A 22,453-nucleotide genomic window follows, 5' to 3' on the forward strand; every position below is an offset into this window, starting at 1 on the left:
GTGCCCGCACGAGGGGCACCCCGGAACCCGGGCTAGTCTTCATCGCGTGAAGGTCCTCGTCATCGGCGGCGGCGCCCGCGAACATGCCCTGTGCCGCTCTCTGTCCCTCGATTCCGACGTCAACGCGCTGTACTGCGCTCCCGGCAACGCCGGCATCGCCGAGGTGGCCGAGCTCCGCCCCGTCGACCCGCTCGACGGCGAAGCCGTCGCCCGCCTCGCCACCGAGCTCCGCGCCGACCTGGTCGTCGTCGGCCCGGAGGCCCCGCTCGTCGCGGGGGTCGCCGACGCCGTCCGCGCGGTGGGCATCCCCGTCTTCGGCCCGTCCGGCGAGGCCGCGCAGCTGGAGGGTTCCAAGGCCTTCGCCAAGGACGTGATGGCCGCCGCCGGAGTCCCGACGGCCCGCAGTTACGTCTGCACCACCCCGGAAGAGGTGGACGAGGCCCTCGACGCCTTCGGCGCCCCGTACGTGGTCAAGGACGACGGCCTCGCCGCCGGCAAGGGCGTCGTGGTCACCGACGACCGGGCCGCCGCCCGCGCCCACGCGCTGGGATGCGACCGCGTGGTCATCGAGGAGTTCCTCGACGGCCCCGAGGTCTCCCTCTTCGCCATCACCGACGGCGTCACCGTGCTGCCGCTCCAGCCCGCGCAGGACTTCAAGCGCGCGCTCGACGGCGACGCGGGCCCCAACACCGGCGGCATGGGCGCGTACTCGCCCCTCCCCTGGGCCGACCCGAAGCTCGTCGACGAGGTCATGGCCTCCGTCCTGCAGCCGACCGTGGACGAGCTGCGCCACCGCGGCACCCCCTTCTCCGGGCTGCTCTACGCGGGCCTCGCCATCACCTCGCGCGGCGTGCGGGTCATCGAGTTCAACGCCCGCTTCGGCGACCCCGAGACCCAGGTGGTCCTGGCCCGGCTGCGCACCCCGCTCGCGGGCGTGCTGCTGGGCTCCGCCAACGGCACCCTGGACACCCTGCCCCCGCTCAGCTGGCGCGAGGACGCGGCCGTCACCGTGGTCATCGCCTCGCACAACTACCCGGAGACCCCGCGTACCGGGGACCCCATCACGGGCCTGGCCGAGGTGGCCGAGCTGGACGCCCCGTACGCCTACGTCCTGCACGCCGGGACCCGCACCGAGGGCGAAGCCGTCGTCAGCGCGGGCGGACGCGTCCTGTCGGTGACGGCGACCGGTTCCGATCTGGCGGAGGCCCGGGACAGGGCGTATAAGGCGGTCGCGCGGATCGGGCTCGATGGCTCGCAGTACCGCACGGACATCGCCGCGAAGGCCGCCGAACAGCGCTGAACAGCGCTGATCAGCGGGATTCGACGGAAGCGGGCCCGGTGCGCACTCGGTGCGGCCGGGCCCGCGCGCATGCTCGCGTGCGAGTGCATCCAGCCGCGTTCGAACGCACCCACCTTTACCCAAAGCCATTCCATCGGGTGATCGTCACCCGGTCTGCCTGACGGCCGCCCGCGCCCCAACTATGGTGCGGCGCAAGCATTCCGGCTCTCATTCCGGCACATGGCCCACCGGCATTGCGATGTCAGTGGCTGGTGTCACAGTGGGGGAGTGAGCAACGCCGCCGCATGGCAGAGGGGGTGAGGTCCGGCCGTGTCCGGAACCGGTTCGATCGCTGAAGTGGGTACGCCGTCCGCGCGTTCCCGTGCCTTGGCCGTGCTGCGTGTGCGCAGCAGGGCACTGGCCGTCGGGCTGCTGCCCGCCGCCGTGGCCGTGGTGCTGGTGAGCGCCCGTACGACGGGCCGCCTCGTCGGTGACCCCTGGCCCGCCGTGACCCTCGCCGTGTGCGCCGTCGCCGCCTTCGTCCTGCTCGTCGGCGGGATCTTCGCCGCCGTCGTGCTGCGGGCGAGCCCCGCCATGACCCCGACCGTGCCGCTGTCGGAGTCCGCCGCCCCCGATCTCTACCGGCTCGTGCGGGACCTGGCGGACCGGATGGACGTTCCGGCGCCCTCCGCGATAGCCCTGACCCCCGACTGCGACAGCTGGCTGGAGGACCGGACACACGCGGCGCACCGCCGTGCCCGCGGCCGCGCGCTCATATCGGGTGGGGCCGGCGGTCCGGAGTCCGAGCCCGGCGCCGCCCCGGTCCTGGTGATCGGCTCGCCGTTCCTGTGGTGGATGAGGGTCGCCGAGCTCCGGGCCGTCCTCGCGCCCGTCGTCGCCGGTACGGGCCCCTCCGCGCACCCGGACATAGCCGACGCGCGGGGATTCGTACGGGGCCTGGACGCCGCCGTGGACGTGGGCGGCCGGCGCTTCCTCGGCTGGATCGCCGCCCCCGCCCGGCTGCTGCTGCGGCTGTGCCGGGTGGACGCCGCCGAGATGGAGCGCGGGGTCGCCGCCGCCGCGTCGGACCGTGCACAGGGTGTGGATTACGCGCTGCGCATCGCCGCCCAGGAGCAGGTCGGGCTGGCGTACGCCGGCTGGGACCGGCTGCTGACCCGCGTCGCCCTGCCCGCCTGGCGGATGGGCCGCTGGCCCGCGCACCTGGACGCGGGCGTGGTCTCCGCACTGACCGAGCTGTCCCGGCGCGACCGGCTGGCCGACGGTTTCACCTCGCGGCTGGGCGAGCGCCCGGCGTGCGATCTGCTGGACCAGCCGGGTGCGGTGGACGAGGCCGCCTCGCTGCTGGCCGCGCGGCTGTTCCACGGCGGGCCGGCCGAGGCCGGTCCGGACTGGGCGCCGGTGGACTGGGCGGCCTATCCGGAGGAGGTCGTCGACCGCAAGTGGCGCACGGAGGCGGCCCGTCTGCTGGCCGCCCTGGACGCGCTGTCGGCTCCGTCGGTGCCCGCGGCCTCCACGGTGGAGCGGGTGCTGAACCACCTGGCGGACACCGACGCCGACGCCCTGGCGGGCCGGCTGAGCGGTGATCTGGCGCGGGAGGCCGTGCCCGGCCTGGCGGCCGCCGCCGCGGGCCGCGGGGCCGACGCGCTGCCGCTGTTCCCGCTGGAGGCTCCGCGCAGCGGGCGGGACCTGCTGGCGGACCACGTCGTGGCGCTGGTGTGCTGCGCCGCGGTCGACTCCGCGGGAGGCGAGCCCGGGCTGGACTGGCTGGACGGGCCGGTCCTGCTGATCGCCGGGGTGCGGCGGGCCGATCTCGCCGGACCGGTGCTCTCGCTCGTGGAGGACCGGGACCCCGGCCCGCTCCGGGACTGGCTCGCCGAGGTCGGCGTACGCCCGGAGAAGCCGGTCCGCCTGGTCTAGGGCCTGTCGGGCCCGTCGCCGCCCCTCGGGCCTCCCCGGCCCCGCCTGCCCCGGGGCCGGGCCCCGTCGGGATCCCCGTCGAAGTTTTCGCGACGAACGGTGACGGAGTGCGTGCGTTATGTGATGTGCTGGGGACAGGTCGCGGCGTTCGGGGGAGCGAGGGAGGGGAGCAGCGGTATGGGTGCGGAGCAGATCAGGCGTTGGGAGTCGGGTGCGCTCGCGCACGCGGTGACCGATCCCTTCGGCCAGGGCCCCCTGCCGTGGTTCCGGGGGAGCGAGCTCTACTACGACGACAACGGCCAGGTCGTGCCCTGGTACGTGGACCCGGCCGTCGCCGCCGGTCCGGGGCAGCAGATCCCCCGTGCCCGTGGTGCGGGCGGCCCCCGCACCGCCGACGACGTGCACCGGCAGATCAAGGGGTTCGCCTCCACCGGAGCCGTCGCGCCCGGTGAGGCCATCGACTTCCACATCACCGTGGATCCGCCCCAGCAGTTCTCCGTGGACGTCTACCGCATCGGGCACTACGGCGGCGACGGCGCCTCCAAGATCACCACGAGCCCCCGGCTCTCCGGCATCGTCCAGCCCGCGCCCCTGACCGCCGACCGCACCGTCTCCTGCCACCACTGGTGGCTCTCCTGGCGACTCCAGGTCCCCTCGTACTGGAGCATCGGCGCCTACGTGGCGGTCCTGACGACCGCCGACGGATACCGCTCGCACATCCCCTTCACGGTGCGCGACGACCACCCGGCCGATCTGCTGCTCCTGCTCCCCGACATCACCTGGCAGGCCTACAACCTCTACCCGGAGGACGGCCGAACGGGTGCGAGCCTCTACCACGCCTGGGACGAGGAAGGCCGGCTGCTCGGCGAGCGCGACGCCGCCATCACCGTCTCCTTCGACCGCCCCTACGCCGGCGCGGGCCTGCCCCTGCACGTGGGCCACGCCTACGACTTCATCCGCTGGGCCGAGCGGTACGGCTACGACCTCGCCTACGCCGACGCCCGCGACCTGCACGCCGGCCGCGTCGATCCCACCCGCTACCGCGGCCTGGTCTTTCCCGGCCACGACGAGTACTGGTCCGGCCCCATGCGCCGCACCGTCGAGCGCGCCCGCGACCACGGCACCTCGCTCGTCTTCCTCTCCGCCAACACCATGTACTGGCAGGTCGAGCTCTCCCCCTCGCCCTCCGGAGTCGACGACCGGCTCCTCACCTGCCGAAAACGCCGCGGTCCGGGCCGCCCCAGCCTCTGGCGCGAGGTGGACCGCCCGGAGCAGCAGCTGCTCGGCATCCAGTACGCGGGCCGGGTCCCCGAGCCCGCGCCGCTCATCGTGCGCAATGCCACGCACTGGCTCTGGGACTCCACCGGAGCCGCCGAGAACGACGAACTGCCCGGTCTGGTCGCGGGCGAGGCCGACCGGTACTTCCCGCGCACGCAGCTCCCCGAGCACCAGAGCCGGATCCTGCTCGCGCACTCCCCCTACGAGGACGGCGACGGCCACCGCCGCCACCAGGAGACCTCCCTCTACCGGGCCCCCAGCGGAGCGCTGGTCTTCGCGTCCGGCACCTTCGCCTGGTCCCCGGCCCTCGACCGCCCCGGGCACGTGGACGAGCGGGTCCAGCGGGCGACCGCCAATCTCCTCGACCGGATCTGCAAGAGGGACTGAGAGCGGGACCGGGAGCGGGACCGGGAGCGGGACCGGCGGACCCGTTGTCCGTGCGCGCGGCCAGGTGCGGGAGAATGGGCCGCGCGCTCGTACAGAACCACAGGGAGACTCCGTGCCCGGATTCGTCGAAAAGCCCGAGCCCGTCCAGGTGCCCGGCCTCGTCCACCTCCACACCGGCAAGGTCCGCGACCTCTACCGCGACGAGGACGGCCATCTCGTCATGGTCGCCAGTGACCGCATCTCCGCCGCCGACTGGGTGCTGCCCACCGAGATCCCGGACAAGGGCCGGATCCTGACCCAGCTCTCCCTGTGGTGGTTCGACCAGCTCGCGGACCTCGTCCCGAACCACGTCATCAGCACCGAGCTGCCCGCAGGCGCCCCCGCCGACTGGGCCGGCCGCGCCCTGGTCTGCCGGAACCTCGACATGGTCCCCGTGGAGTGCGTGGCCCGCGGCTACCTGACCGGCTCGGGCCTCGCCGAGTACGAGAAGACCCGTACGGTCTGCGGACTGGGCCTGCCCGAGGGCCTGGTCGACGGCTCCGAGCTGCCCGGCCCGATCTTCACCCCGGCCGCCAAGGCCGAGGTCGGCGAGCACGACGAGAACGTCTCCTACGAGGAGGTCGCGCGCACCCAGGGCGCCGAGACCGCCGCCCTGCTGCGCCAGACCACCCTCGCCGTCTACGGCCGGGCCCGGGACATCGCCCGCGACCGCGGGATCATCCTGGCGGACACCAAGTTCGAGTTCGGCTTCGACAAGGACGGCAACCTGGTCGCCGCCGACGAGGTGCTGACCCCGGACTCCTCGCGCTTCTGGCCGGCCGACCTGTGGGAGCCGGGCCACAGCCAGCCGTCCTTCGACAAGCAGTACGTCCGCGACTGGCTGTCCTCCCCGGCCTCCGGCTGGGACTCCAAGGGCGAACTCCCGCCGCCCGCCCTCCCGCAGGAGGTCGTGGAGCAGACCCGCTCCCGCTACGTCGAGGCCTACGAGCGCCTCACCGGCCAGACCTGGGCCTGAGCCCCACGAACGGCGAAGAACGTCGAAGAACGGCGAAGGGGCCCCGGAAACGGGGCCCCTTCGCCATGACCGCGGCCGGACCGCGACCGGAGTGCGGCCCCGGGAACGAAAGAAGCCCCGGTCCGAGGACCGGGGCTTCTTCACTGCTGAGCGGACAACGCGACTCGAACGCGCGACATCCACCTTGGCAAGGTGGTGCTCTACCAACTGAGCTATGTCCGCAGGTGCGCCGTAGCGCGAGAACTACTATACCCAACCCCGGGCCCGTGCGAGACGCACCGCCGTGTGCCGGTTCTCGGCGCCCAGCTTGGTCGCCGCCGAGGACAGGTAGTTCCGCACCGTCCCGGGGGACAGCGAGGCCCGCTCCGCGATCTCCGCGATCGGCGCCCCGTCCCCCGCCAGTTCCAGCACCTCGGCCTCGCGGGCGGTCAGCGGGGAGTCGCCCGCGCTGATCGCGTCGGCCGCCAACTCCGGGTCCACATAACGGCCTCCGGCGTGCACGGTACGGATCAGCTCGGCCAGCCGCTGCGCCGAAACGGTCTTCGGCGCGAAGGCCCGTACGCCCGCGGCGAGGGCCCGCTTCAGGTGCCCGGGCCGCCCGTGGCTGGTCACGATCATGGTCTTGCAGTCGGGGAGTTCGGCCCGCAGGGATGTGGCCACGCTCACACCGTCGGCCCCCGGCATCTGCAGGTCCAGCACCACCACGTCGGGCCGGTGGGCCCGCGCCATCGCGAGCGCCTCCGGCCCCGAGGCGGCCTCGGCGACGACCAGCAGGTCGTCCTCCAGTCCCAGCAGCGCGGCCAGCGCGCCCCGGATCAGGTGCTCGTCGTCGGCCAGCAGTACGCGTACGGGGGTCATGCCCGCGCCTCCAGTTCTCGGGTCGGACCGGCCGCCTGGCCGGGGATCTGTGCCCGCAGCCGGAACCGGCCGCCGTCCACCGGGCCGGCTTCCAGCGTGCCGTCCAGCACCGCGAGCCGTTCCCGCAGGCCCGCGAGCCCCGAGCCCGGCGGCCCGGCCGGGGCCTTGGGGGCCCCGTCGTTCTCCACGACCAGCGTGAGCGCGCCCGAGGGGCCCGCCGTCAGCCGGATCACGCAGCTGCGGGCGTCGCCGTGCCGCAGGACGTTCGTCGTCGCCTCGCGCACCACCCAGCCGAGCGCCGACTGGGCCTCGGCGGACAGCTCGCGGCCCCGCTCGTACTCGACGAGGCAGTCCATCCCGGCCGCGTGCAGGACCCCGCGCGCACCTTCCAGCTCCACCGTGAGGTTCGCCTCGCGGTAGCCGCGGACCACGTCGCGGACCTCCTTCTGGGACTCCCGGGCGATCCGCTGCACCTCGATCATCTGGTCGACGGCTTCGGGGCGTTCGCGCCGCGCGAGCTGCACGGCCAGCTCGCTCTTGAGGGCGATCACCGCCAGATTGCGGCCCATCACGTCGTGCAGGTCCCGGCCGAACCGAAGCCGCTCCTCGGCCACCGCGAGCTGCGCCTGCACCTCGCGGGCCCGGTCCAGTTCGTACACGGTGTCGAGCAGCCAGCCGGAGAACCCGCAGGCGAAGCAGAGGAAGGCGCTGCTCAGCAGCACCCCGAGAGCCAGACCGGCGGACTCGCCCGCCGAGGTGCCGAAGGCGAAGGACGCCAGGCCGACGAAGGCGGCCGTGGCCGGAGCCACGTAGCGCATCTGCCGGACCTTGCGCAGACACAGGACGAGCGCGCCGCTGGTGAAGCAGGTCATGCCGGCGATGAGGGTCGGCGCCACCCCCTCGTCGCCCGTGAGGTCGGCCGCGCGCAGGCCGAGGACGCCCAGGGTGGCGGCGGCGGTGAGGCCGGCGACGGTGACCGCCAGCCGCACCGGCTGCTCGCGCCGGCCCAGCATCCAGTCGAGCGACCGGGAGGAGAGGAAGCCGACGACGAGGGAGTGCGCGCACACCGCCAGGAAGAGCGCGACCGTGACCAGGGCGGGGACCTTTCCGGCCGTCGCCCCCAGCACGGCCAGTCCGATCGACGTGATCTCGATGGCCACGAAGAAGTGGAGCGACCAGCGCGTGTACAGCTCGACCTTCTCCGCGCTGCTGCGGTTCTTCCACCAGCCGCTGAGTTTCATGGCCCCAGTGTCGCGGCCTCCGGGCCGGGGAAGCCATGACACCTGTCATGGATCTCCGATAACCCGGGACGGACGGAAGGGCAGCCGGACATACGACAAAGGCCCCGGTCAATGACCGGGGCCTTCATACGCTGAGCGGACGACGCGACTCGAACGCGCGACATCCACCTTGGCAAGGTGGTGCTCTACCAACTGAGCTACGTCCGCATGCTTCTCACGACAAACTGCCGTGCGATGCGTGCATCACTCTACCTGATCCACAACCGTGGTCGGTAAAGCGAGCAGAGCGGGTGACAGGGATCGCACACTGCGCCTTCCTCCTGGAAGGAGGATGTTCTGCTACTGAACTACACCCGCACGACTTCGGGGTCCGGCCTGCGGCCCGCCCCTTGGCGTGATCCACACACTAGCGGACCGGTGGGGGTGGATGGCAAATCGGCTCTCAGTGAGCGGCGTTGTACTCCTCGTAGACCTTCTTGGGGATCCGCCCGCGCGGCGGGACGTCGAGCTGGTTGGAGCGGGCCCAGGCCCGGACGACCGCCGGGTCGGGGGCGATGGCGGTGTGCTTGAAGGTCTTGCCGGAGCGGGCCTGCCGGCGGCCGGCGGCCACGAAGGGGGCGAGGCTCTTCCGCAGTTTCTTTGCGTTGGCCACATTGAGGTCGATCTCGTACGACTTACCGTCCAGCCCGAAGACGACCGTTTCCGATGCATCTCCGCCATCGATGTCGTCGGAGATCGTGACTACTACGCGCTGCGCCACGGATATCGGTCCCTTCGTGCGACGCCGCTCCCGCTGACGTGCGCGGACGGAGCGGTGATGTCGCCTGTGTGGATGTTTCGGAGGAATGCATCTTTCTGGCGTCGCCGTGCGCCGAAAAATGCCGGCGCAACGGAGGAATCCTTTGTACCCCGATTCTCATTGCATTGCGAAGCCCAGTTAATTATCTCCGCGTGTCCCGCCGCAATGCCGGACGCGTGGTTTTCCGGCGGATTTTGCGAAGCGTTGGTGAAGCCGAAACGGCGTGGAGGATCATACAAGAGAGATATCTACTCGCGTAGAATTTTCCTACGGGTACGCTGAGGGAACCGCCTTCGCACCAACCACCTCATCGGGAGTGCCAGTGGCACGCGTCGTAGTCGACGTCATGCTCAAGCCGGAGATCCTCGACCCCCAGGGCCAGGCGGTGCAGCGTGCACTGCCGCGCCTGGGCTTCGAAGGAATCGCCGACGTTCGCCAGGGGAAGCGCTTCGAACTGGAGGTGGAGGGACCGGTCGACCAGGCCGCCCTCGACCGCATCCACAAGATGGCCGAAACCTTCCTCGCCAACACCGTCATCGAAGACTTCACCGTGAAGGTCGAGGCCTGACGGTGACCACTCGCATCGGAGTCGTCACGTTCCCCGGAACGCTCGACGACCGTGACTCGCTGCGCGCCGTGCGCCTCGCGGGAGCCGAGCCCGTATCGCTCTGGCACCGCGACAAGGACCTCCACCAGGTCGACGCGGTCGTCCTCGCGGGCGGCTTCTCCTACGGGGACTACCTGCGCGCCGGAGCCATCTCCCGCTTCTCGCCGGTGATGGAGAGCATCATCGAGCAGGCCAAGGGCGGCATGCCCGTCCTCGGCATCTGCAACGGCTTCCAGATCCTCACCGAGGCCCACCTGCTGCCGGGGGCGATGCTCCGCAACAACCACCTGCACTTCATCTGCCGCGACCAGAAGCTGCGGGTGGAGAACGCGGAGACCGCCTGGACCGGTGACTACACCGCCGGCGAGGAGATCTCCGTACCGCTGAAGAACATGGACGGCCGCTACGTGGCCGACGAGCGGGTGCTGGACGAACTGGAGGCCGAAGGGCGCGTGGCCTTCCGGTACGTGGACGTCAACCCGAACGGCTCGCTGCGCGACATCGCCGGCATCACCAACGCCGCGGGCAACGTCGTCGGCCTCATGCCGCACCCCGAGCACGCGGTCGAGCCGCTGATCGGGACGGGCCGCACCGACGGCCTCCCGTTCTTCACCTCGGTCCTGAAGAAGCTGGTCAGCGCATGAGCCTCGACACCGTCAAGAACGCCACCGAGACCCCGGACGCCTCCCAGCCCTGGAAGGAACTCGGCCTCAAGGAGGACGAGTACGCCCGGATCCGCGAGATCCTCGACCGCCGTCCCACCGGCGCCGAGCTCGCCATGTACTCCGTCATGTGGTCCGAGCACTGCTCGTACAAGAGCAGCAAGGTCCACCTGAAGCAGTTCGGCGAGAAGGTCCCGCAGAACGACGCCATGCTCGTCGGCATCGGCGAGAACGCCGGAGTCGTCGACGTCGGCCAGGGGTACGCGGTCACCTTCAAGGTCGAGTCGCACAACCACCCGTCGTACATCGAGCCCTACCAGGGCGCGGCCACCGGCATCGGCGGCATCGTCCGCGACATCCTCGCCATGGGCGCCCGCCCGGTCGCCGTCGTCGACCCGCTGCGCTTCGGCGCGGCCGACCACCCCGACACCAAGCGCGTCCTGCCGGGCGTCGTCGCGGGCATCGGCGGCTACGGCAACTGCCTCGGCCTGCCGAACATCGGCGGCGAGGTCGTCTTCGACGCCTGCTACCAGGGCAACCCCCTCGTCAACGCCGGCTGCATCGGCGTCATGAAGCACGAGGACATCCACCTGGCCAAGGCCTCCGGCCCGGGCAACAAGGTCATCCTCTACGGCGCCCGCACGGGCGGCGACGGCATCGGCGGCGTCTCCGTCCTCGCCTCGGAGACCTTCGACGACACCAAGCCCACCAAGCGCCCCGCGGTGCAGGTCGGCGACCCCTTCCAGGAGAAGCTCCTCATCGAGTGCACCCTGGAGATCTTCAAGGAGAAGCTGGTCGCGGGCATCCAGGACCTCGGCGGCGCCGGGCTCTCCTGCGCCACGAGCGAGCTGGCCTCCGCCGGCAGCGGCGGCATGAGGGTCGACCTCGACACCGTCCCGCTGCGCGACGCGACGCTCTCGCCCGAGGAAATCCTCATGAGCGAGTCGCAGGAGCGCATGTGCGCGATCGTCGAACCGCAGTACGTGGACCGCTTCATGGAGATCTGCGAGAAGTGGGACGTCATCGCCACCGTCATCGGTGAGGTGACCGAGGGCGACCACCTGGAGATCTACTGGCACGGCGAGCTCATCGTGGACGTGCCCCCGGGCACCGTCGCCCACGAGGGCCCGGTCTACAACCGCCCGTACGCCCGCCCCTCGTGGCAGGACGCGCTCCAGGCCGACGACGCGGGCAAGCTGCCCCGCCCGCAGACCTCCGAGGAGCTCCGCGCGCAGGTCCTGGCCCTGGTCTCGTCGCCGAACCAGGCCTCGAAGTCCTGGATCACCGACCAGTACGACCGCTTCGTCCAGGGCAACACGGTGCTCTCGCAGCCCGAGGACGCCGGCATGGTCCGCATCGACGAGGAGACCAACCTCGGCGTCGCCATGTCCACGGACGGCAACGGCCGCTACGCGAAGCTCGACCCCTACACGGGTGCGCAGCTCGCGCTGGCGGAGTCCTACCGCAACGTGGCCGCGACCGGCGCCAAGCCCCTCGCGATCTCCGACTGCCTGAACTTCGGCTCCCCCGAGGACCCGGACGTCATGTGGCAGTTCGCCGAGGCCTGCCGCGGTCTCGCGGACGGCTGCCTGGAGCTGGGCACCCCGGTCACCGGCGGCAACGTCTCCCTCTACAACCAGACGGGCGACATCGCGATCCACCCGACCCCGGTCGTGGCGGTGCTCGGCGTGATCGACGACGTCAACCGCCGTACGCCGATGGCGTTCGCGGAGGCCGGCCAGCTGCTGTACCTGCTCGGTGACACCACCGAGGAGTTCGGCGGCTCGGCCTGGTCCGAGGTCGTCCACCAGCACCTCGGCGGGATGCCGCCCAAGGTGGACCTGGGCCGCGAGAAGCTCCTCGCGGAGATCCTGATCTCGGCCTCGCGCGACGGCATGATCGACGCCGCGCACGACCTGTCCGACGGCGGCGTCATCCAGGCGCTCACCGAGTCCTGCCTGCGCGGCGGCAACGGTGCGCGGATCGTGGTGCCGGAGGCGCTGGACGCCTTCACCTTCCTGTTCTCCGAGTCCGCGGGCCGCGCCATCGTGGCCGTCCCGCGCAGCGAGGAGCTTCGCTTCACCGACATGTGCGGTGCGCGGGGCCTGCCGGCGACCCGGATCGGTGTGGTGGACGGCGAGGAGATCGAGGTCCAGGGCGAGTTCACCCTCCCCCTGGCCGAGCTCCGCACCGCCCACGAGGGCACGATTCCGGCGCTGCTTGCCTGAGCGGCCGTTCCCCAGGAACCGAGCAGCCCCCGTCCGGAACCATTTCCGGGCGGGGGCTCGTCCGTTCCGGCAAGGAGCCCGCGCCGACGGCGGCGCGGGGCCGGCGGGGGAACGGGGCTCAGATGGCACAGAGTTGGGGCCGATGGCTGCTCGGAGCCGGGATACCGGTGGTCGTGGCTGCCGTGGGGGTGGGCGGCTGGCTCGTCTACGACAACACCGGGGACCGTGCGCGGAGCCGGGCGGAGATCATCGAGAACTGTCAGGGACTGGTCGATCCGGACGCGGTGATGGGGTTCGGCATGCCCAGGGTGGAGGCGGGTGCCTCGGCGGACCAGGCGTGCGTGCTGCTGCATGAGGTGACGTTCGAGGGCCAGGAGCAGATGGAGGAGTTCGTCTCCGTCGCGGTGGTGGCCTCCAAGGACGCCGAACCGGGCGGGAGCCGGTTCGACTACGGGACCTTCAGCGTCACCGCGGTCGCGAAGTGCGCCGACCCGGCCGGGTCCGGCGGAGTGACCGCCCTGCGGGCGACCGCCGCCGGCGAGGGCGACGGCCGGGGCAACAGGGGGCGCGACCTCCTGTCGGGGCTGGCCCGCGAGGCGGCCCTGCGCGCGGCGGCGAAGGCGGGCTGCGAGACGAAGCTGCCCGCGGTCCCGAAGGCCTGACGGCTACCGGACCCGGGGCGCGCGGCGGCGTAGGGTCGGCCCCATGCCGCCCGCCAAGAAGAAGCCGCGCACCTACGACCAGGCCCGCACCCGCACGGCCGTCCTCGCGCAGTTCCACCACGTCCGGGACGCCGTAAGGGAGTTGGAGCCCGAGCAGCTCGCCCGCCCCAGCGGGGTCGGCGACTGGTCCGTCGCCGAGCTGGCCGCGCACATCGCGTGGATCGCCGACTCGCTGGCCGGCGGCCTCGCCCGGCCGCCGGCCGCCGTGGCCGAACTGTCCGCCTCCGAGTGGCCGTTCGCGACGGCCTCGCTCGCCGGGAAGATCGCGGAAGCCGCCAAGGAGACCCTGGAGGGCGCCCCGCTCGCCGAGCTCTACGACCGGGCCGGCGCCCGCCTGGCCGCAGCGCTCGAAGCGAACCCGGGCAGCCGCGTGCTGGACCTGTGGATCGGGGCGATGACCCTGGCCGACTTCCTGGTCACCCGCACCGTCGAGCTCGTCGTCCACACCGACGACCTGCGCCGCGCCACCGGACTGGACATCCCCGTGGACCGCCAGGCCCTGGCCGCGTGCACCCGGCTGCTCGCCGACGCTCTCGCGCTCAAGGCTCCGGGCGGGGCGGTGGAGTTCCGCGTCCCGCCGTTCGCGGTGGTGCAGTGCGTGGAGGGGCCCCGGCACACCCGCGGCACCCCGCCGAACGTGGTGGAGACCGACCCGCTGACCTGGATCCGGCTCGCGACCGGCCGTACGAGCTGGGCCGAAGCGCTGGACGGGGCGCAGGTCAGGGCCAGCGGCGAGCGCGCGGACCTCTCGGCGCTGCTCCCCCTGATGAGCTGATCCGGCCGCCGAGCCGATCCCCCTGACGGGCTGATCCGGGAACCGGTTCGCGGCCGGCCGCGTCCCACCGGCATGCGTACGCTGCCGCTCCTCCCCGCCGCCCTGGTCGCCGTACTCGCGCTGTCCGCCACCGCCACCGCCTGCGGTGACGACGGCGCCTCGCCGGGGACGCGCCCCGGCCACGGGTTCTCCGGCCCCTGGACGGTCGAGAGCCTGACCGTCGACGGCAAGAAGCTGCCGGCCCCCGCCTCCGCCGCCCGCCTGAACGTGGAGCGCGGCACGGGCAACGAGGCCGAGGCCACCGGAAACTACGGCTGCAACGGCTTCACCTCCGCGGTGGTCTTCGACTCGGCGGCCACCATGACCGTGACCCCGGGCGCGACCACCGAGATGGCCTGCGCCGACCTGCCGTTCGAGACGGCCTTCCGCGAGCTGTTCCGCGGCAGGCTGACGGTGGAGCACGGCGGGGACACGATCACGTTGAAGACCCCGGACGGGAACGTGATCGCCCTGAGCTCGAAGCCCCCGGCGCCCGCCGCCCCGCTCCTGGCCACGCAGTGGACCGTCGATTCCCTGATCGAGGGCGAGAGCGCCGCCTCGGTCCCGGCCGGCGCCGAGGGCCGGGCCCGCTTCACCCTGGCCGCGGACGGGACGGCGAGCGGCAGCCTCGGCTGCAACCGCTTCAACGCGACCGCCGCCGTAGAGGGCAACCGGCTCACCTTCGGCCCCCTCACCACCACCCGAATGGCCTGCGAGGGCGGCGCCGGAGAGGTCGAGCGGGCCCTCACCGAGCTGTTCGGCAGCGGTCCGCTCGACTGGAAGGTCAGCGGGGACAAGCTCACCCTCACCGGGAGCGACGGCAGAGCCGTCACGGCGACGGCCGCCTCCGCCGTCGAGTGAGCCCCGGTCCACAACCTTCCACAGGCTGTGGACCACGGCGCCGGGATCGCGGTACGGGCGGTGATCAGCCCGGGTACGGCAGCAGTCCCGCGTCCGTCTTCTCCCAGGCCGCGCGCAGTTCGGCCAGGCGGGCCGGCTCCAGTGCCGCCTTGTCGGCCTGCTCGCGGATGTCCCCGGCCAGGTTGAAGAGCTGGTCGCGGCCCGCCTTGCCGCGGTAGTACTTCCAGTCGCCGCGGCGCAGCGCCCGCTCCCCGCGCACCCGCCAGAACAGGTTCCGCTCGGCGACCTTCTCGCCGCGCAGCAGGTACCCGGCCAGGCTGACCCCGTCCAGCGGGTACGCCGGGTTCGCGCGGGCGCCCGCCAGTTCCAGCAGGGTGGCCGTCCAGTCCGGGGTGAAGACCGGCACGTGGCTGACCTGGCCGCCGTCGAGCCGGGCGGGCCAGCGCACGATGTTCGGGACGCGGATGCCGCCCTCCTGGAGGGTGGCCTTGTTGCCGGAGAGCGGCCAGTTGTGGGAGAAGCGCTCGCCGCCGTTGTCGCTGGAGAAGAAGACCAGGGTGTCCTCCTCCTGGCCGGAGCGCTTCAGCGCCTTCAGCACCTCGCCGATCGAGCGGTCGAGGTCCTCCACCATCTCCTTGTACTTCTCGATGGACCCGCCGTCCTCGTGCCACAGGGCCCGCCGGTCGCCGGCCTTGATCCGGCGCGTGACCTCGGCGCTCGCCTCGGTGTCCCCGTCGGCGATCCACGGCCAGTGCGGGGTGGTGAAGTTGAGGTTCAGCAGCCACGGCTTGTCGCCGTGGTCGCGGGAGACGTACTCGCCGGCCCGCTCGGTCAGGATCCGCGTGTAGTAGCGCAGGTCCTTGTATTCGGCGTCGCCCTCGTAGAGGTCGTACGAGCCGTCCCCGCCCAGCTTGGAGTAGTACTCCAGGGCCCCGCCGAAGTTGCCGAAGAACTCGTCCCAGCCCGACTTGGTCGGGCTGTAGTCGGGCAGGAATCCGCAGTGCCACTTGCCTATCAGCGCGGTCGCGTAGCCGGAGCCGCGCAGCAGCGAGGCGAGCGTCGGGTGGGTCGGCTCCAGGCCCGCGGTCTTGTCGGCGATGGGCTCGGCGAGCCCGCCCTCGGCGCGGCCCGGGTAGCGGCCGGTGTACAGGCTGAAGCGGGTCGGGGAGCAGGTCGCGGAGCCGGAGTAGGCGTCGGTGAAGCGGACGCCCTGGCGGGCGAGCCGGTCCAGGTTCGGGGTCTTGATGTGCGGGGAGCCGTAGGAGGACAGGTCGGCCCAGCCGAGGTCGTCCCCGAGGATGAACAGGATGTTCGGGCGGCGGGAGCGGCGTCCCCGGTCGGCCCGGAACTCCCGCTCCTGCGGGCCAGCGTGCCGGTCTTCCGCGGCGGGCGCCGCGTGGGCCGGGGCGGCGGCGCCCAGACCCACCGCGGCGGCGGCCGCGGTCGCGCCGACCGCGCCGCCGAAGGCGCGCCGGGACAGGTTGGGTTCGTACGAGGTCACGGGTACTCCAGAGCACGGCCCGCCGGCCCTCCGGCGCGGGCCGGCTCCGGGCAGCGCGGGACGGCGCAGGGCACGGCGGAGCGGACTCGTACGGAAAGCGGCGGGGAAAGGAGAAAAAGGAAAGAGAAAAGCGCCGTATGACTACGCAGAACAGCGACAGATGGCGCTGGCGACACGGACGAGGTCCACGTGTCGGCGCGCGACGAGGGTGACGGTGCGGTCACCGAGAGGCTGCATGGGCCGGAGCTTGTACGAAACGACAGGCGGCTGTCAACCAGGGCAATCCGGATATTGAGACGAACAGGTTTCGTCACCCTGCGTGCTGTGACATTTCCCGGGCATCCCCAATTCGGACCAGTGGTCGATCTCGCCTACACTCGGGGGCGTGCCTCGTGGTGATGGACGACTCAACCACGACCTGCTCCCCGGCGAAAAGGGCCCCCAGGACGCTTGCGGCGTCTTCGGTGTCTGGGCTCCGGGTGAAGAGGTCGCCAAGCTCACCTACTTCGGACTGTATGCACTGCAGCACCGTGGACAAGAGTCCGCGGGTATCGCTGTGAGCAACGGTTCCCAGATCCTCGTCTTCAAGGACATGGGCCTCGTTTCCCAAGTCTTCGACGAAACCTCTCTCGGCTCGCTCCAGGGTCATATCGCGGTCGGTCACGCCCGCTACTCGACCACTGGCGCCTCCGTCTGGGAGAACGCTCAGCCGACCTTCCGTGCGACCGCCCACGGCTCCATTGCCCTGGGTCACAACGGCAACCTGGTGAACACCGCCGAGTTGGCCGAGATGGTCGCCGACCTCCCCCGTCAGGACGGCCGTGCCACCCAGGTGGCGGCCACCAACGACACCGACCTGGTCACCGCCCTGCTGGCCGGCCAGACGGACGACGACGGCAAGCCCCTGACCATCGAGGAGTCGGCCACCAAGGTCCTCCCGAAGGTGAAGGGCGCCTTCTCGCTCGTCTTCATGGACGAGGGCACGCTCTACACCGCCCGTGACCCGCAGGGCATCCGCCCGCTGGTCCTCGGCCGCCTGGAGCGCGGCTGGGTGGTGGCGAGCGAGACCGCCGCCCTCGACATCTGTGGCGCCAGCTTCGTCCGCGAGGTCGAGCCGGGCGAGCTCATCGCGATCGACGAGAACGGTCTGCGGACCTCTCGCTTCGCGGAAGCAAAGCCCAAGGGCTGTGTCTTCGAGTACGTCTACCTGGCGCGCCCGGACACCGACATCGCCGGCCGGAACGTCTACCTCTCGCGTGTCGAGATGGGACGGCGCCTGGCCAAGGAAGCCCCGGCCGATGCCGACCTGGTGATATCGACGCCGGAGTCGGGCACGCCCGCCGCCGTCGGTTACGCGGAGGCCAGCGGGATTCCGTACGGCGTCGGCCTGGTCAAGAACGCCTACGTGGGCCGGACCTTCATCCAGCCCTCGCAGACGATCCGCCAGCTCGGCATCCGTCTGAAGCTCAACCCCCTCAAGGAAGTCATCCGGGGCAAGCGCCTGGTGGTCGTCGACGACTCGATCGTCCGCGGCAACACCCAGCGCGCCCTGGTCAAGATGCTCCGCGAGGCCGGCGCGGCGGAGGTCCACATCCGGATCTCCTCGCCGCCGGTGAAGTGGCCGTGCTTCTTCGGCATCGACTTCGCCACCCGGGCCGAGCTGATCGCCAACGGCATGACGGTCGACGAGATCGCCACGTCGCTGGGCGCGGACTCGCTCTCGTACATCTCGCTCGACTCGATGATCGAAGCGACGACCATCCAGAAGCCGAACCTCTGCCGTGCCTGCTTCGACGGCGTGTACCCCATGGAACTGCCCGACCCGCAGCTCCTGGGCAAGCAGCTCCTGGAGACGGAGCTGGCCGGCGGCACCGACGCCGCCGACGCCCTCCGGCGCCCGTAGGGCCCGAGGCAACGCCGCGGTACGCGGGCTCGCACGAGCCCGCGCACCGCGGCCCCTCCCCTCCCCCCCTCATCCTGCTCAACCTGCGCGGGGCCTTCTCTTTCAGGCTTTTCCAGGGCCTCGCACCACACGCAGCAACGACACGAAAGCTCTCTCCTGTCATGACAGAGAAGACCACCGGTGCCAGCTACGCAGCCGCGGGCGTGGACATCGACGCGGGAGACCGCGCCGTCGAGCTGATGAAGGAGTGGGTGAAGAAGACGCAGCGCCCCGAGGTCCTCGGCGGCCTCGGCGGCTTCGCCGGCCTCTTCGACGCCTCCGCCCTCAAGCGCTACGAGCGCCCCCTGCTCGCCTCCGCCACCGACGGCGTCGGCACCAAGGTGGACATCGCCCGCCGCATGGGCGTGTACGACACCATCGGCCACGACCTCGTCGCGATGGTCATGGACGACATCGTCGTCTGCGGCGCCGAGCCGCTCTTCATGACCGACTACATCTGCGTCGGCAAGGTCCACCCCGAGCGCGTCGCGGCCATCGTCAAGGGCATCGCCGAGGGCTGCGTCCTGGCCGGCTGCGCCCTGGTCGGCGGCGAGACCGCCGAACACCCCGGCCTGCTGGGCCCGGACGACTTCGACGTGGCGGGCGCCGGCACCGGAGTCGTGGAGTACGACCGCCTCCTGGGCGCGGACCGCATCCGTACGGGCGACGCCGTCATCGCCATGGCGTCCTCCGGTCTTCACTCGAACGGGTACTCGCTGGTCCGCCACGTCCTCTTCGACCGGGCCGGAATGTCCCTGGAGGGCCACGTCGAGGAGCTCGGCCGGACCCTCGGCGAGGAGCTGCTGGAGCCCACCAAGATCTACTCGCTGGACTGCATGGCCCTCACCCGGACGGCCGACGTGCACGCCTACTCCCACATCACGGGCGGCGGCCTCGCGGCCAACCTCGCCCGGGTGATCCCGGAGCACCTGCACGCCACGGTCGACCGCTCGACCTGGACCCCGGGCGCGATCTTCGACCTGGTCGGCAAGGCCGGTCAGGTGGAGCGCCTGGAGCTGGAGAAGACCCTGAACATGGGCGTCGGCATGATGGCCGTGGTCCCGCAGGAGTCGGTGGACGTGGCCCTGACCGCCCTGGCCGACCGGGGCGTCGACGCCTGGGTCGCGGGCGAGATCCTGGACCGCGGCGACCACACCGAGGGCGCGACGATGACCGGCGACTACGCGGTCTGACGCGCTCGGGGAGCCGGCCACCACCGGCTCCCAGCACCGTCTCCCACCAGCGCGAACAGCACGGAAACCCGGCCCGGGGCGATGCCCTGGACCGGGTTTCCGTGCATGTGAAGCTGTGTGCCGCTGCTGAGGATCAGCGCACCGCGAGTTCGACGCCGAGTGGCGCGTCAAGCACCGCGACGGTAGACGGACGGACCGGACTCTTCGTCCTCGTCCTCGTCATCGCTGTTGTAGCGCTCCGCGTACTTGGCGTACGGGTCGTCCTCGTCATCATCATCAAGCTCGTCATCGACGACCGGCTCGCTGACAGGCAGCGGTTCCGTGTGCGATGCGCCCAGCTCATTGGCCAGACGCGACAAGTCAGTCCCGCCGCTGCTGTACTTCAGCTGGCGGGCGACCTTCGTCTGCTTGGCCTTTGCCCGGCCGCGCCCCATGGCTCGACCCCCTCGGTGACGGGGCTCGACGGCCCCAGAGTCTGACACGCGTTCATGGTTCGGAGCGGGCTCTCCGTGGAGAGACCGTCCGTAGGGGTTTAACGGTACCTGCTTCCGCGGCCATACGGTACGCCGCCCGCATGACGCGCCCCGGTGCAGTACCAGCAAGGCGCCCCGTCCTCGCTGGTCAGCTGCGATTTTAGCCGTTTCCTGACGGGCGACCCGCCGAAGCGCAGTGAGTTCCGTCTCGCTGCGCCCCGGCGGGCCGCCCAGAAGCCCCATTAAGGGCCCCGTGAGGGTCGGGAGGGTCAGACGGTGCGTGCCGCGCCGCGGGCGTCGGCCATCCGCTGCTCGGCGATGCGGTCGGCTGCCGCGGCCGGCGGAATCCCGTCCGCCTTCGCACGTGCGAAGATCTCCAGCGTGGTGTCGAAGATCTTCGCGGCCTTGGCCTTGCACCGGTCGAAGTCGAAGCCGCGCAGCTCGTCGGCGACCTGGATGACCCCGCCCGCGTTGACCACGTAGTCCGGCGCGTAGAGGATCCCGCGGTCCGCGAGGTCCTTCTCGATGCCCGGGTGGGCGAGCTGGTTGTTCGCCGCACCACAGACGATCTTCGCGGTGAGCGCGGGCACGGAGTCGTCGTTCAGGGCCCCGCCGAGCGCGCAGGGGGCGTAGATGTCCAGGCCCTCCACGCGGATCAGCGCCTCGGTGTCGGCGACGGCGGTCACCTTGCCGGGGTGCTTGTCCAGGATGCGCTGCACGGACTCGGCGCGGACGTCCGTGATGACGACCTCGGCGCCGTCCTCCAGCAGGTGCTCGACCAGGTGGTGGCCGACCTTGCCGACGCCCGCGACGCCGACCTTGCGGCCGCGCAGGGTCGGGTCGCCCCACAGGTGCTGGGCGCTGGCGCGCATGCCCTGGAAGACGCCGAAGGCGGTGAGGACGGAGGAGTCGCCGGCGCCGCCGTTCTCGGGGGAGCGGCCGGTCGCCCAGCGGGTCTCGCGGGCCACGACGTCCATGTCGGCCACGTAGGTGCCGACGTCGCAGGCGGTCACGTAGCGGCCGCCGAGGGACTCCACGAACCGGCCGTAGGCCAGCAGCAGTTCCTCGGACTTCAGGACGTCCGGGTCGCCGATGATGACGGCCTTGCCGCCGCCGAGGTCGAGCCCGGCGAGCGCGTTCTTGTACGACATGCCGCGCGAGAGGTTCAGCGCGTCGAGGACGGCCTCCTCGTCCGAGGCGTACGCGTGGAACCGCGTACCGCCGAGGGCGGGGCCCAGGGCGGTGGAGTGGATCGCGATGACGGCCTTCAGGCCGGAGGCTCGGTCCTGGCACAGCACGACTTGCTCGTGGCCGCCCTGTTCACTGCGGAACAGGGTGTGCAGGACGCCGTCGGTCATTTCGGTCACGGTGGTGACTCCCATGGAAGAGATGCGGCGGGAAAGACGCCCGCCCTGCGGGTGGGGGAGGGCGTGCTGGGAGCAGCGTAAGACCTCCGGGGCCCGGCGATCCTCCCGGTCCGGAGATCGGGACACTCAGGGGTTAGAGGGAGGTGGGGGAGCGGCCGCCGGAGTAGGGCCGGGCGGGGCGGGGGAGTACGAGAGCGTGAGCGAATCCCCCGATCCCCGGCTGCCGTCCGCCCGCTCGGCCCCCGCCGTCCCGTACGCCTCCTACCTGCGCGTCTACGAGCCGCTGACGGCCTTCCCGGAGCCCGAGCGCACCCACTGGGCCGACTACGCCCGGCGCGGGGCCACCCCGACCGCCCAGGACGAACTGCGACGGTCGCTGGTGGACTTGGTACGGGTGCCCGTGGTCGGTGTCCCGGCGCACGAGAGCGCGGACGCCTTCACCGCCGAGGTCGGCGGGGTCCTGCTGGTCTGCCCCTGGCGGACGAGGCTGCGGGGCTGGCTCGCGCTCCAGGAACTGCAGGCCGAGTTCCCGCTCCCGGTGCTCGACGCCGCCCTGCCCGCGGCCGCCCGCCGCCGCGCGACCGAGGAGTACGAGCTCTGGCGCGTGCGCAATCCCGATGCGCGGCCGTGGATCCGTACGGGGGTCTGGCAGGTGCCGCTGCGCTGGTTCGTGCTGGTGTCCGACGAGGAGCGGGAGTACGTGCCGGGCGAGGGGCTGCGCTACCGGACGCCGATGGTGCAGGCCCGGCGCCGGCTCGCGCGGGGGCTGCGGACCCTGCGGGAGGCCGAGGGGTACGGGATGCTCGCCGAGGGGCTGGTGGAGGTCGGGAGCTGGCTGGAGGAGTTCCACCCCCGCTCGATGGTGGAGCTGGACTACGGCGGGCTGCTGCACGCGCTGCCGGCGGACCGGCTCGAGGCCGACCACTCGGCGGCGGACCTGGCGGCGGGGCTCGCGGCCCTGCGGACCGGGGACCGGGACGGGGCGGCGCGGACTTACGGGGCTCTGGCGGAGCGGTGGCGGGCGGTCCGGGAGAGACTCTTCGCCAATTGAGCCGTCCGGTTCCGGATTCCGTCCGAGCGATCCAGAGTGATCCGAGTGACCTGCGCGACCCGGGTAGCGACTCGGGAGGCGGTTGTCCATCCGCCGATCGGCCGAGCACGGAAGAGAACGGCCAGCTCAAGGCCGGGATGCCCTCTTTTGGGTCTTTGTTCCGGGACCTACGTCCCGATACGGGCCATTGGCCCAAGCGTGACGGACCGCACTTTCTACACCCTTGCGCCCTTCCCC

General features: G+C 71.7%; 20 protein-coding genes and 3 tRNA genes. 13 read left to right on the top strand and 10 right to left on the bottom strand.

All coding sequences use genetic code 11. The annotated features are described in order from the left end of the window. Positions 1 to 46: 46 nt before the first annotated feature. The 4 genes from purD (at position 47) to AC3IX6_RS19345 (ending at position 5,897) form a co-directional block, all read left to right on the top strand. Positions 47 to 1,300, top strand: a complete 1,254-nt coding sequence (gene purD / locus AC3IX6_RS19330; RefSeq protein WP_489363056.1) for a phosphoribosylamine--glycine ligase — start codon at positions 47 to 49, stop codon at positions 1,298 to 1,300. Between the two features lie 309 nt (positions 1,301 to 1,609). Beyond that, on the top strand, positions 1,610 to 3,217 hold the full coding sequence (locus AC3IX6_RS19335; RefSeq protein ID WP_489363058.1) for a M48 family metalloprotease: 1,608 nt from the start codon (positions 1,610 to 1,612) through the stop codon (positions 3,215 to 3,217). A 177-nt stretch (positions 3,218 to 3,394) separates the two neighbouring features. Continuing rightward, entirely contained in the window at positions 3,395 to 4,882 is a 1,488-nt protein-coding gene (locus AC3IX6_RS19340) for a N,N-dimethylformamidase beta subunit family domain-containing protein (protein WP_489363060.1), read from the top strand. 112 nt (positions 4,883 to 4,994) lie between these two features. Then, positions 4,995 to 5,897 (top strand): phosphoribosylaminoimidazolesuccinocarboxamide synthase, encoded by a 903-nt coding sequence (locus tag AC3IX6_RS19345; protein WP_489363062.1) that lies wholly within the window; start codon positions 4,995 to 4,997, stop codon positions 5,895 to 5,897. A 149-nt stretch (positions 5,898 to 6,046) separates the two neighbouring features. Here AC3IX6_RS19345 and AC3IX6_RS19350 read toward each other — a convergent pair. The 6 genes from AC3IX6_RS19350 to AC3IX6_RS19375 form a co-directional block, all read right to left on the bottom strand. Beyond that, a tRNA-Gly gene (locus tag AC3IX6_RS19350) sits at positions 6,047 to 6,119 on the bottom strand. A gap of 24 nt (positions 6,120 to 6,143) precedes the next feature. Next, positions 6,144 to 6,755, bottom strand: a complete 612-nt coding sequence (locus tag AC3IX6_RS19355) for a response regulator (RefSeq protein WP_489363064.1) — start codon at positions 6,753 to 6,755, stop codon at positions 6,144 to 6,146. Next, complete coding sequence (locus AC3IX6_RS19360) at positions 6,752 to 7,996, bottom strand: sensor histidine kinase (protein ID WP_489363066.1); 1,245 nt, start codon at positions 7,994 to 7,996, stop codon at positions 6,752 to 6,754. The genes AC3IX6_RS19355 and AC3IX6_RS19360 overlap by 4 nt, the downstream gene beginning before the upstream one ends. 134 nt (positions 7,997 to 8,130) lie before the next feature. Continuing rightward, positions 8,131 to 8,203 (bottom strand) — tRNA-Gly (locus AC3IX6_RS19365). Between the two features lie 78 nt (positions 8,204 to 8,281). Next, positions 8,282 to 8,353, bottom strand: a tRNA-Gly gene (locus AC3IX6_RS19370). Positions 8,354 to 8,438: 85 nt separating this feature from the next. Then, the gene (locus AC3IX6_RS19375; protein ID WP_356511550.1) at positions 8,439 to 8,756 is read right to left on the bottom strand and encodes a histone-like nucleoid-structuring protein Lsr2; all 318 of its coding nucleotides are present in this window, start codon (positions 8,754 to 8,756) and stop codon (positions 8,439 to 8,441) included. Positions 8,757 to 9,111: 355 nt separating this feature from the next. Between AC3IX6_RS19375 and purS the strand changes: the two genes are divergently transcribed. The 6 genes from purS (at position 9,112) to AC3IX6_RS19405 (ending at position 14,689) form a co-directional block, all read left to right on the top strand. Beyond that, on the top strand, positions 9,112 to 9,363 hold the full coding sequence (gene purS, locus AC3IX6_RS19380; protein WP_008740952.1) for a phosphoribosylformylglycinamidine synthase subunit PurS: 252 nt from the start codon (positions 9,112 to 9,114) through the stop codon (positions 9,361 to 9,363). A 2-nt stretch (positions 9,364 to 9,365) separates the two neighbouring features. Next, positions 9,366 to 10,046 carry a phosphoribosylformylglycinamidine synthase subunit PurQ gene (purQ, locus tag AC3IX6_RS19385; protein ID WP_250751956.1) on the top strand — a complete coding sequence of 227 codons (681 nt, stop codon included), beginning with the start codon at positions 9,366 to 9,368 and terminating at the stop codon, positions 10,044 to 10,046. Then, a complete protein-coding gene (gene purL, locus AC3IX6_RS19390; protein ID WP_489363069.1) occupies positions 10,043 to 12,292 on the top strand; it encodes a phosphoribosylformylglycinamidine synthase subunit PurL in 2,250 nt (749 codons plus the stop codon). The genes purQ and purL overlap by 4 nt, the downstream gene beginning before the upstream one ends. Positions 12,293 to 12,414: 122 nt before the next feature. Then, positions 12,415 to 12,954 carry a hypothetical protein gene (locus AC3IX6_RS19395; RefSeq protein ID WP_489363071.1) on the top strand — a complete coding sequence of 180 codons (540 nt, stop codon included), beginning with the start codon at positions 12,415 to 12,417 and terminating at the stop codon, positions 12,952 to 12,954. A 43-nt stretch (positions 12,955 to 12,997) separates the two neighbouring features. Next, the gene (locus AC3IX6_RS19400) at positions 12,998 to 13,789 is read left to right on the top strand and encodes a maleylpyruvate isomerase family mycothiol-dependent enzyme (protein ID WP_489363091.1); all 792 of its coding nucleotides are present in this window, start codon (positions 12,998 to 13,000) and stop codon (positions 13,787 to 13,789) included. A 72-nt stretch (positions 13,790 to 13,861) separates the two neighbouring features. Next, positions 13,862 to 14,689, top strand: coding sequence for an META domain-containing protein (locus AC3IX6_RS19405; RefSeq protein WP_489363093.1), 828 nt, complete (start codon positions 13,862 to 13,864; stop codon positions 14,687 to 14,689). A gap of 64 nt (positions 14,690 to 14,753) precedes the next feature. Here the strand turns inward: AC3IX6_RS19405 and AC3IX6_RS19410 are convergent, their stop codons facing one another. Further along, on the bottom strand, positions 14,754 to 16,190 hold the full coding sequence (locus tag AC3IX6_RS19410) for a sulfatase-like hydrolase/transferase (RefSeq protein ID WP_489363095.1): 1,437 nt from the start codon (positions 16,188 to 16,190) through the stop codon (positions 14,754 to 14,756). A 141-nt stretch (positions 16,191 to 16,331) separates the two neighbouring features. Next, a complete protein-coding gene (locus AC3IX6_RS19415) occupies positions 16,332 to 16,427 on the bottom strand; it encodes a putative leader peptide (protein WP_323187867.1) in 96 nt (31 codons plus the stop codon). Positions 16,428 to 16,575: 148 nt separating this feature from the next. Between AC3IX6_RS19415 and purF the strand changes: the two genes are divergently transcribed. Then, on the top strand, positions 16,576 to 18,093 hold the full coding sequence (gene purF / locus AC3IX6_RS19420) for an amidophosphoribosyltransferase (protein WP_243341158.1): 1,518 nt from the start codon (positions 16,576 to 16,578) through the stop codon (positions 18,091 to 18,093). Positions 18,094 to 18,254: 161 nt separating this feature from the next. Beyond that, positions 18,255 to 19,325 (top strand): phosphoribosylformylglycinamidine cyclo-ligase, encoded by a 1,071-nt coding sequence (gene purM / locus AC3IX6_RS19425; protein ID WP_489363097.1) that lies wholly within the window; start codon positions 18,255 to 18,257, stop codon positions 19,323 to 19,325. Between the two features lie 167 nt (positions 19,326 to 19,492). Here purM and AC3IX6_RS19430 read toward each other — a convergent pair whose 3' ends face one another. Beyond that, positions 19,493 to 19,759, bottom strand: a complete 267-nt coding sequence (locus AC3IX6_RS19430; RefSeq protein ID WP_243341155.1) for a DUF3073 domain-containing protein — start codon at positions 19,757 to 19,759, stop codon at positions 19,493 to 19,495. Positions 19,760 to 20,067: 308 nt separating this feature from the next. Continuing rightward, positions 20,068 to 21,165: a Leu/Phe/Val dehydrogenase gene (locus tag AC3IX6_RS19435; protein WP_489363099.1), complete on the bottom strand. Its 1,098-nt coding sequence runs from the start codon at positions 21,163 to 21,165 to the stop codon at positions 20,068 to 20,070. Between the two features lie 196 nt (positions 21,166 to 21,361). On the opposite strand from AC3IX6_RS19435, the gene AC3IX6_RS19440 reads away from it, so the two are divergent. Beyond that, positions 21,362 to 22,216 carry a DUF8083 family protein gene (locus AC3IX6_RS19440; RefSeq protein WP_489363101.1) on the top strand — a complete coding sequence of 285 codons (855 nt, stop codon included), beginning with the start codon at positions 21,362 to 21,364 and terminating at the stop codon, positions 22,214 to 22,216. Positions 22,217 to 22,453: the final 237 nt, after the last annotated feature.

The sequence above is a fragment of the Streptomyces sp. GL_141 genome, from assembly GCF_057834385.1.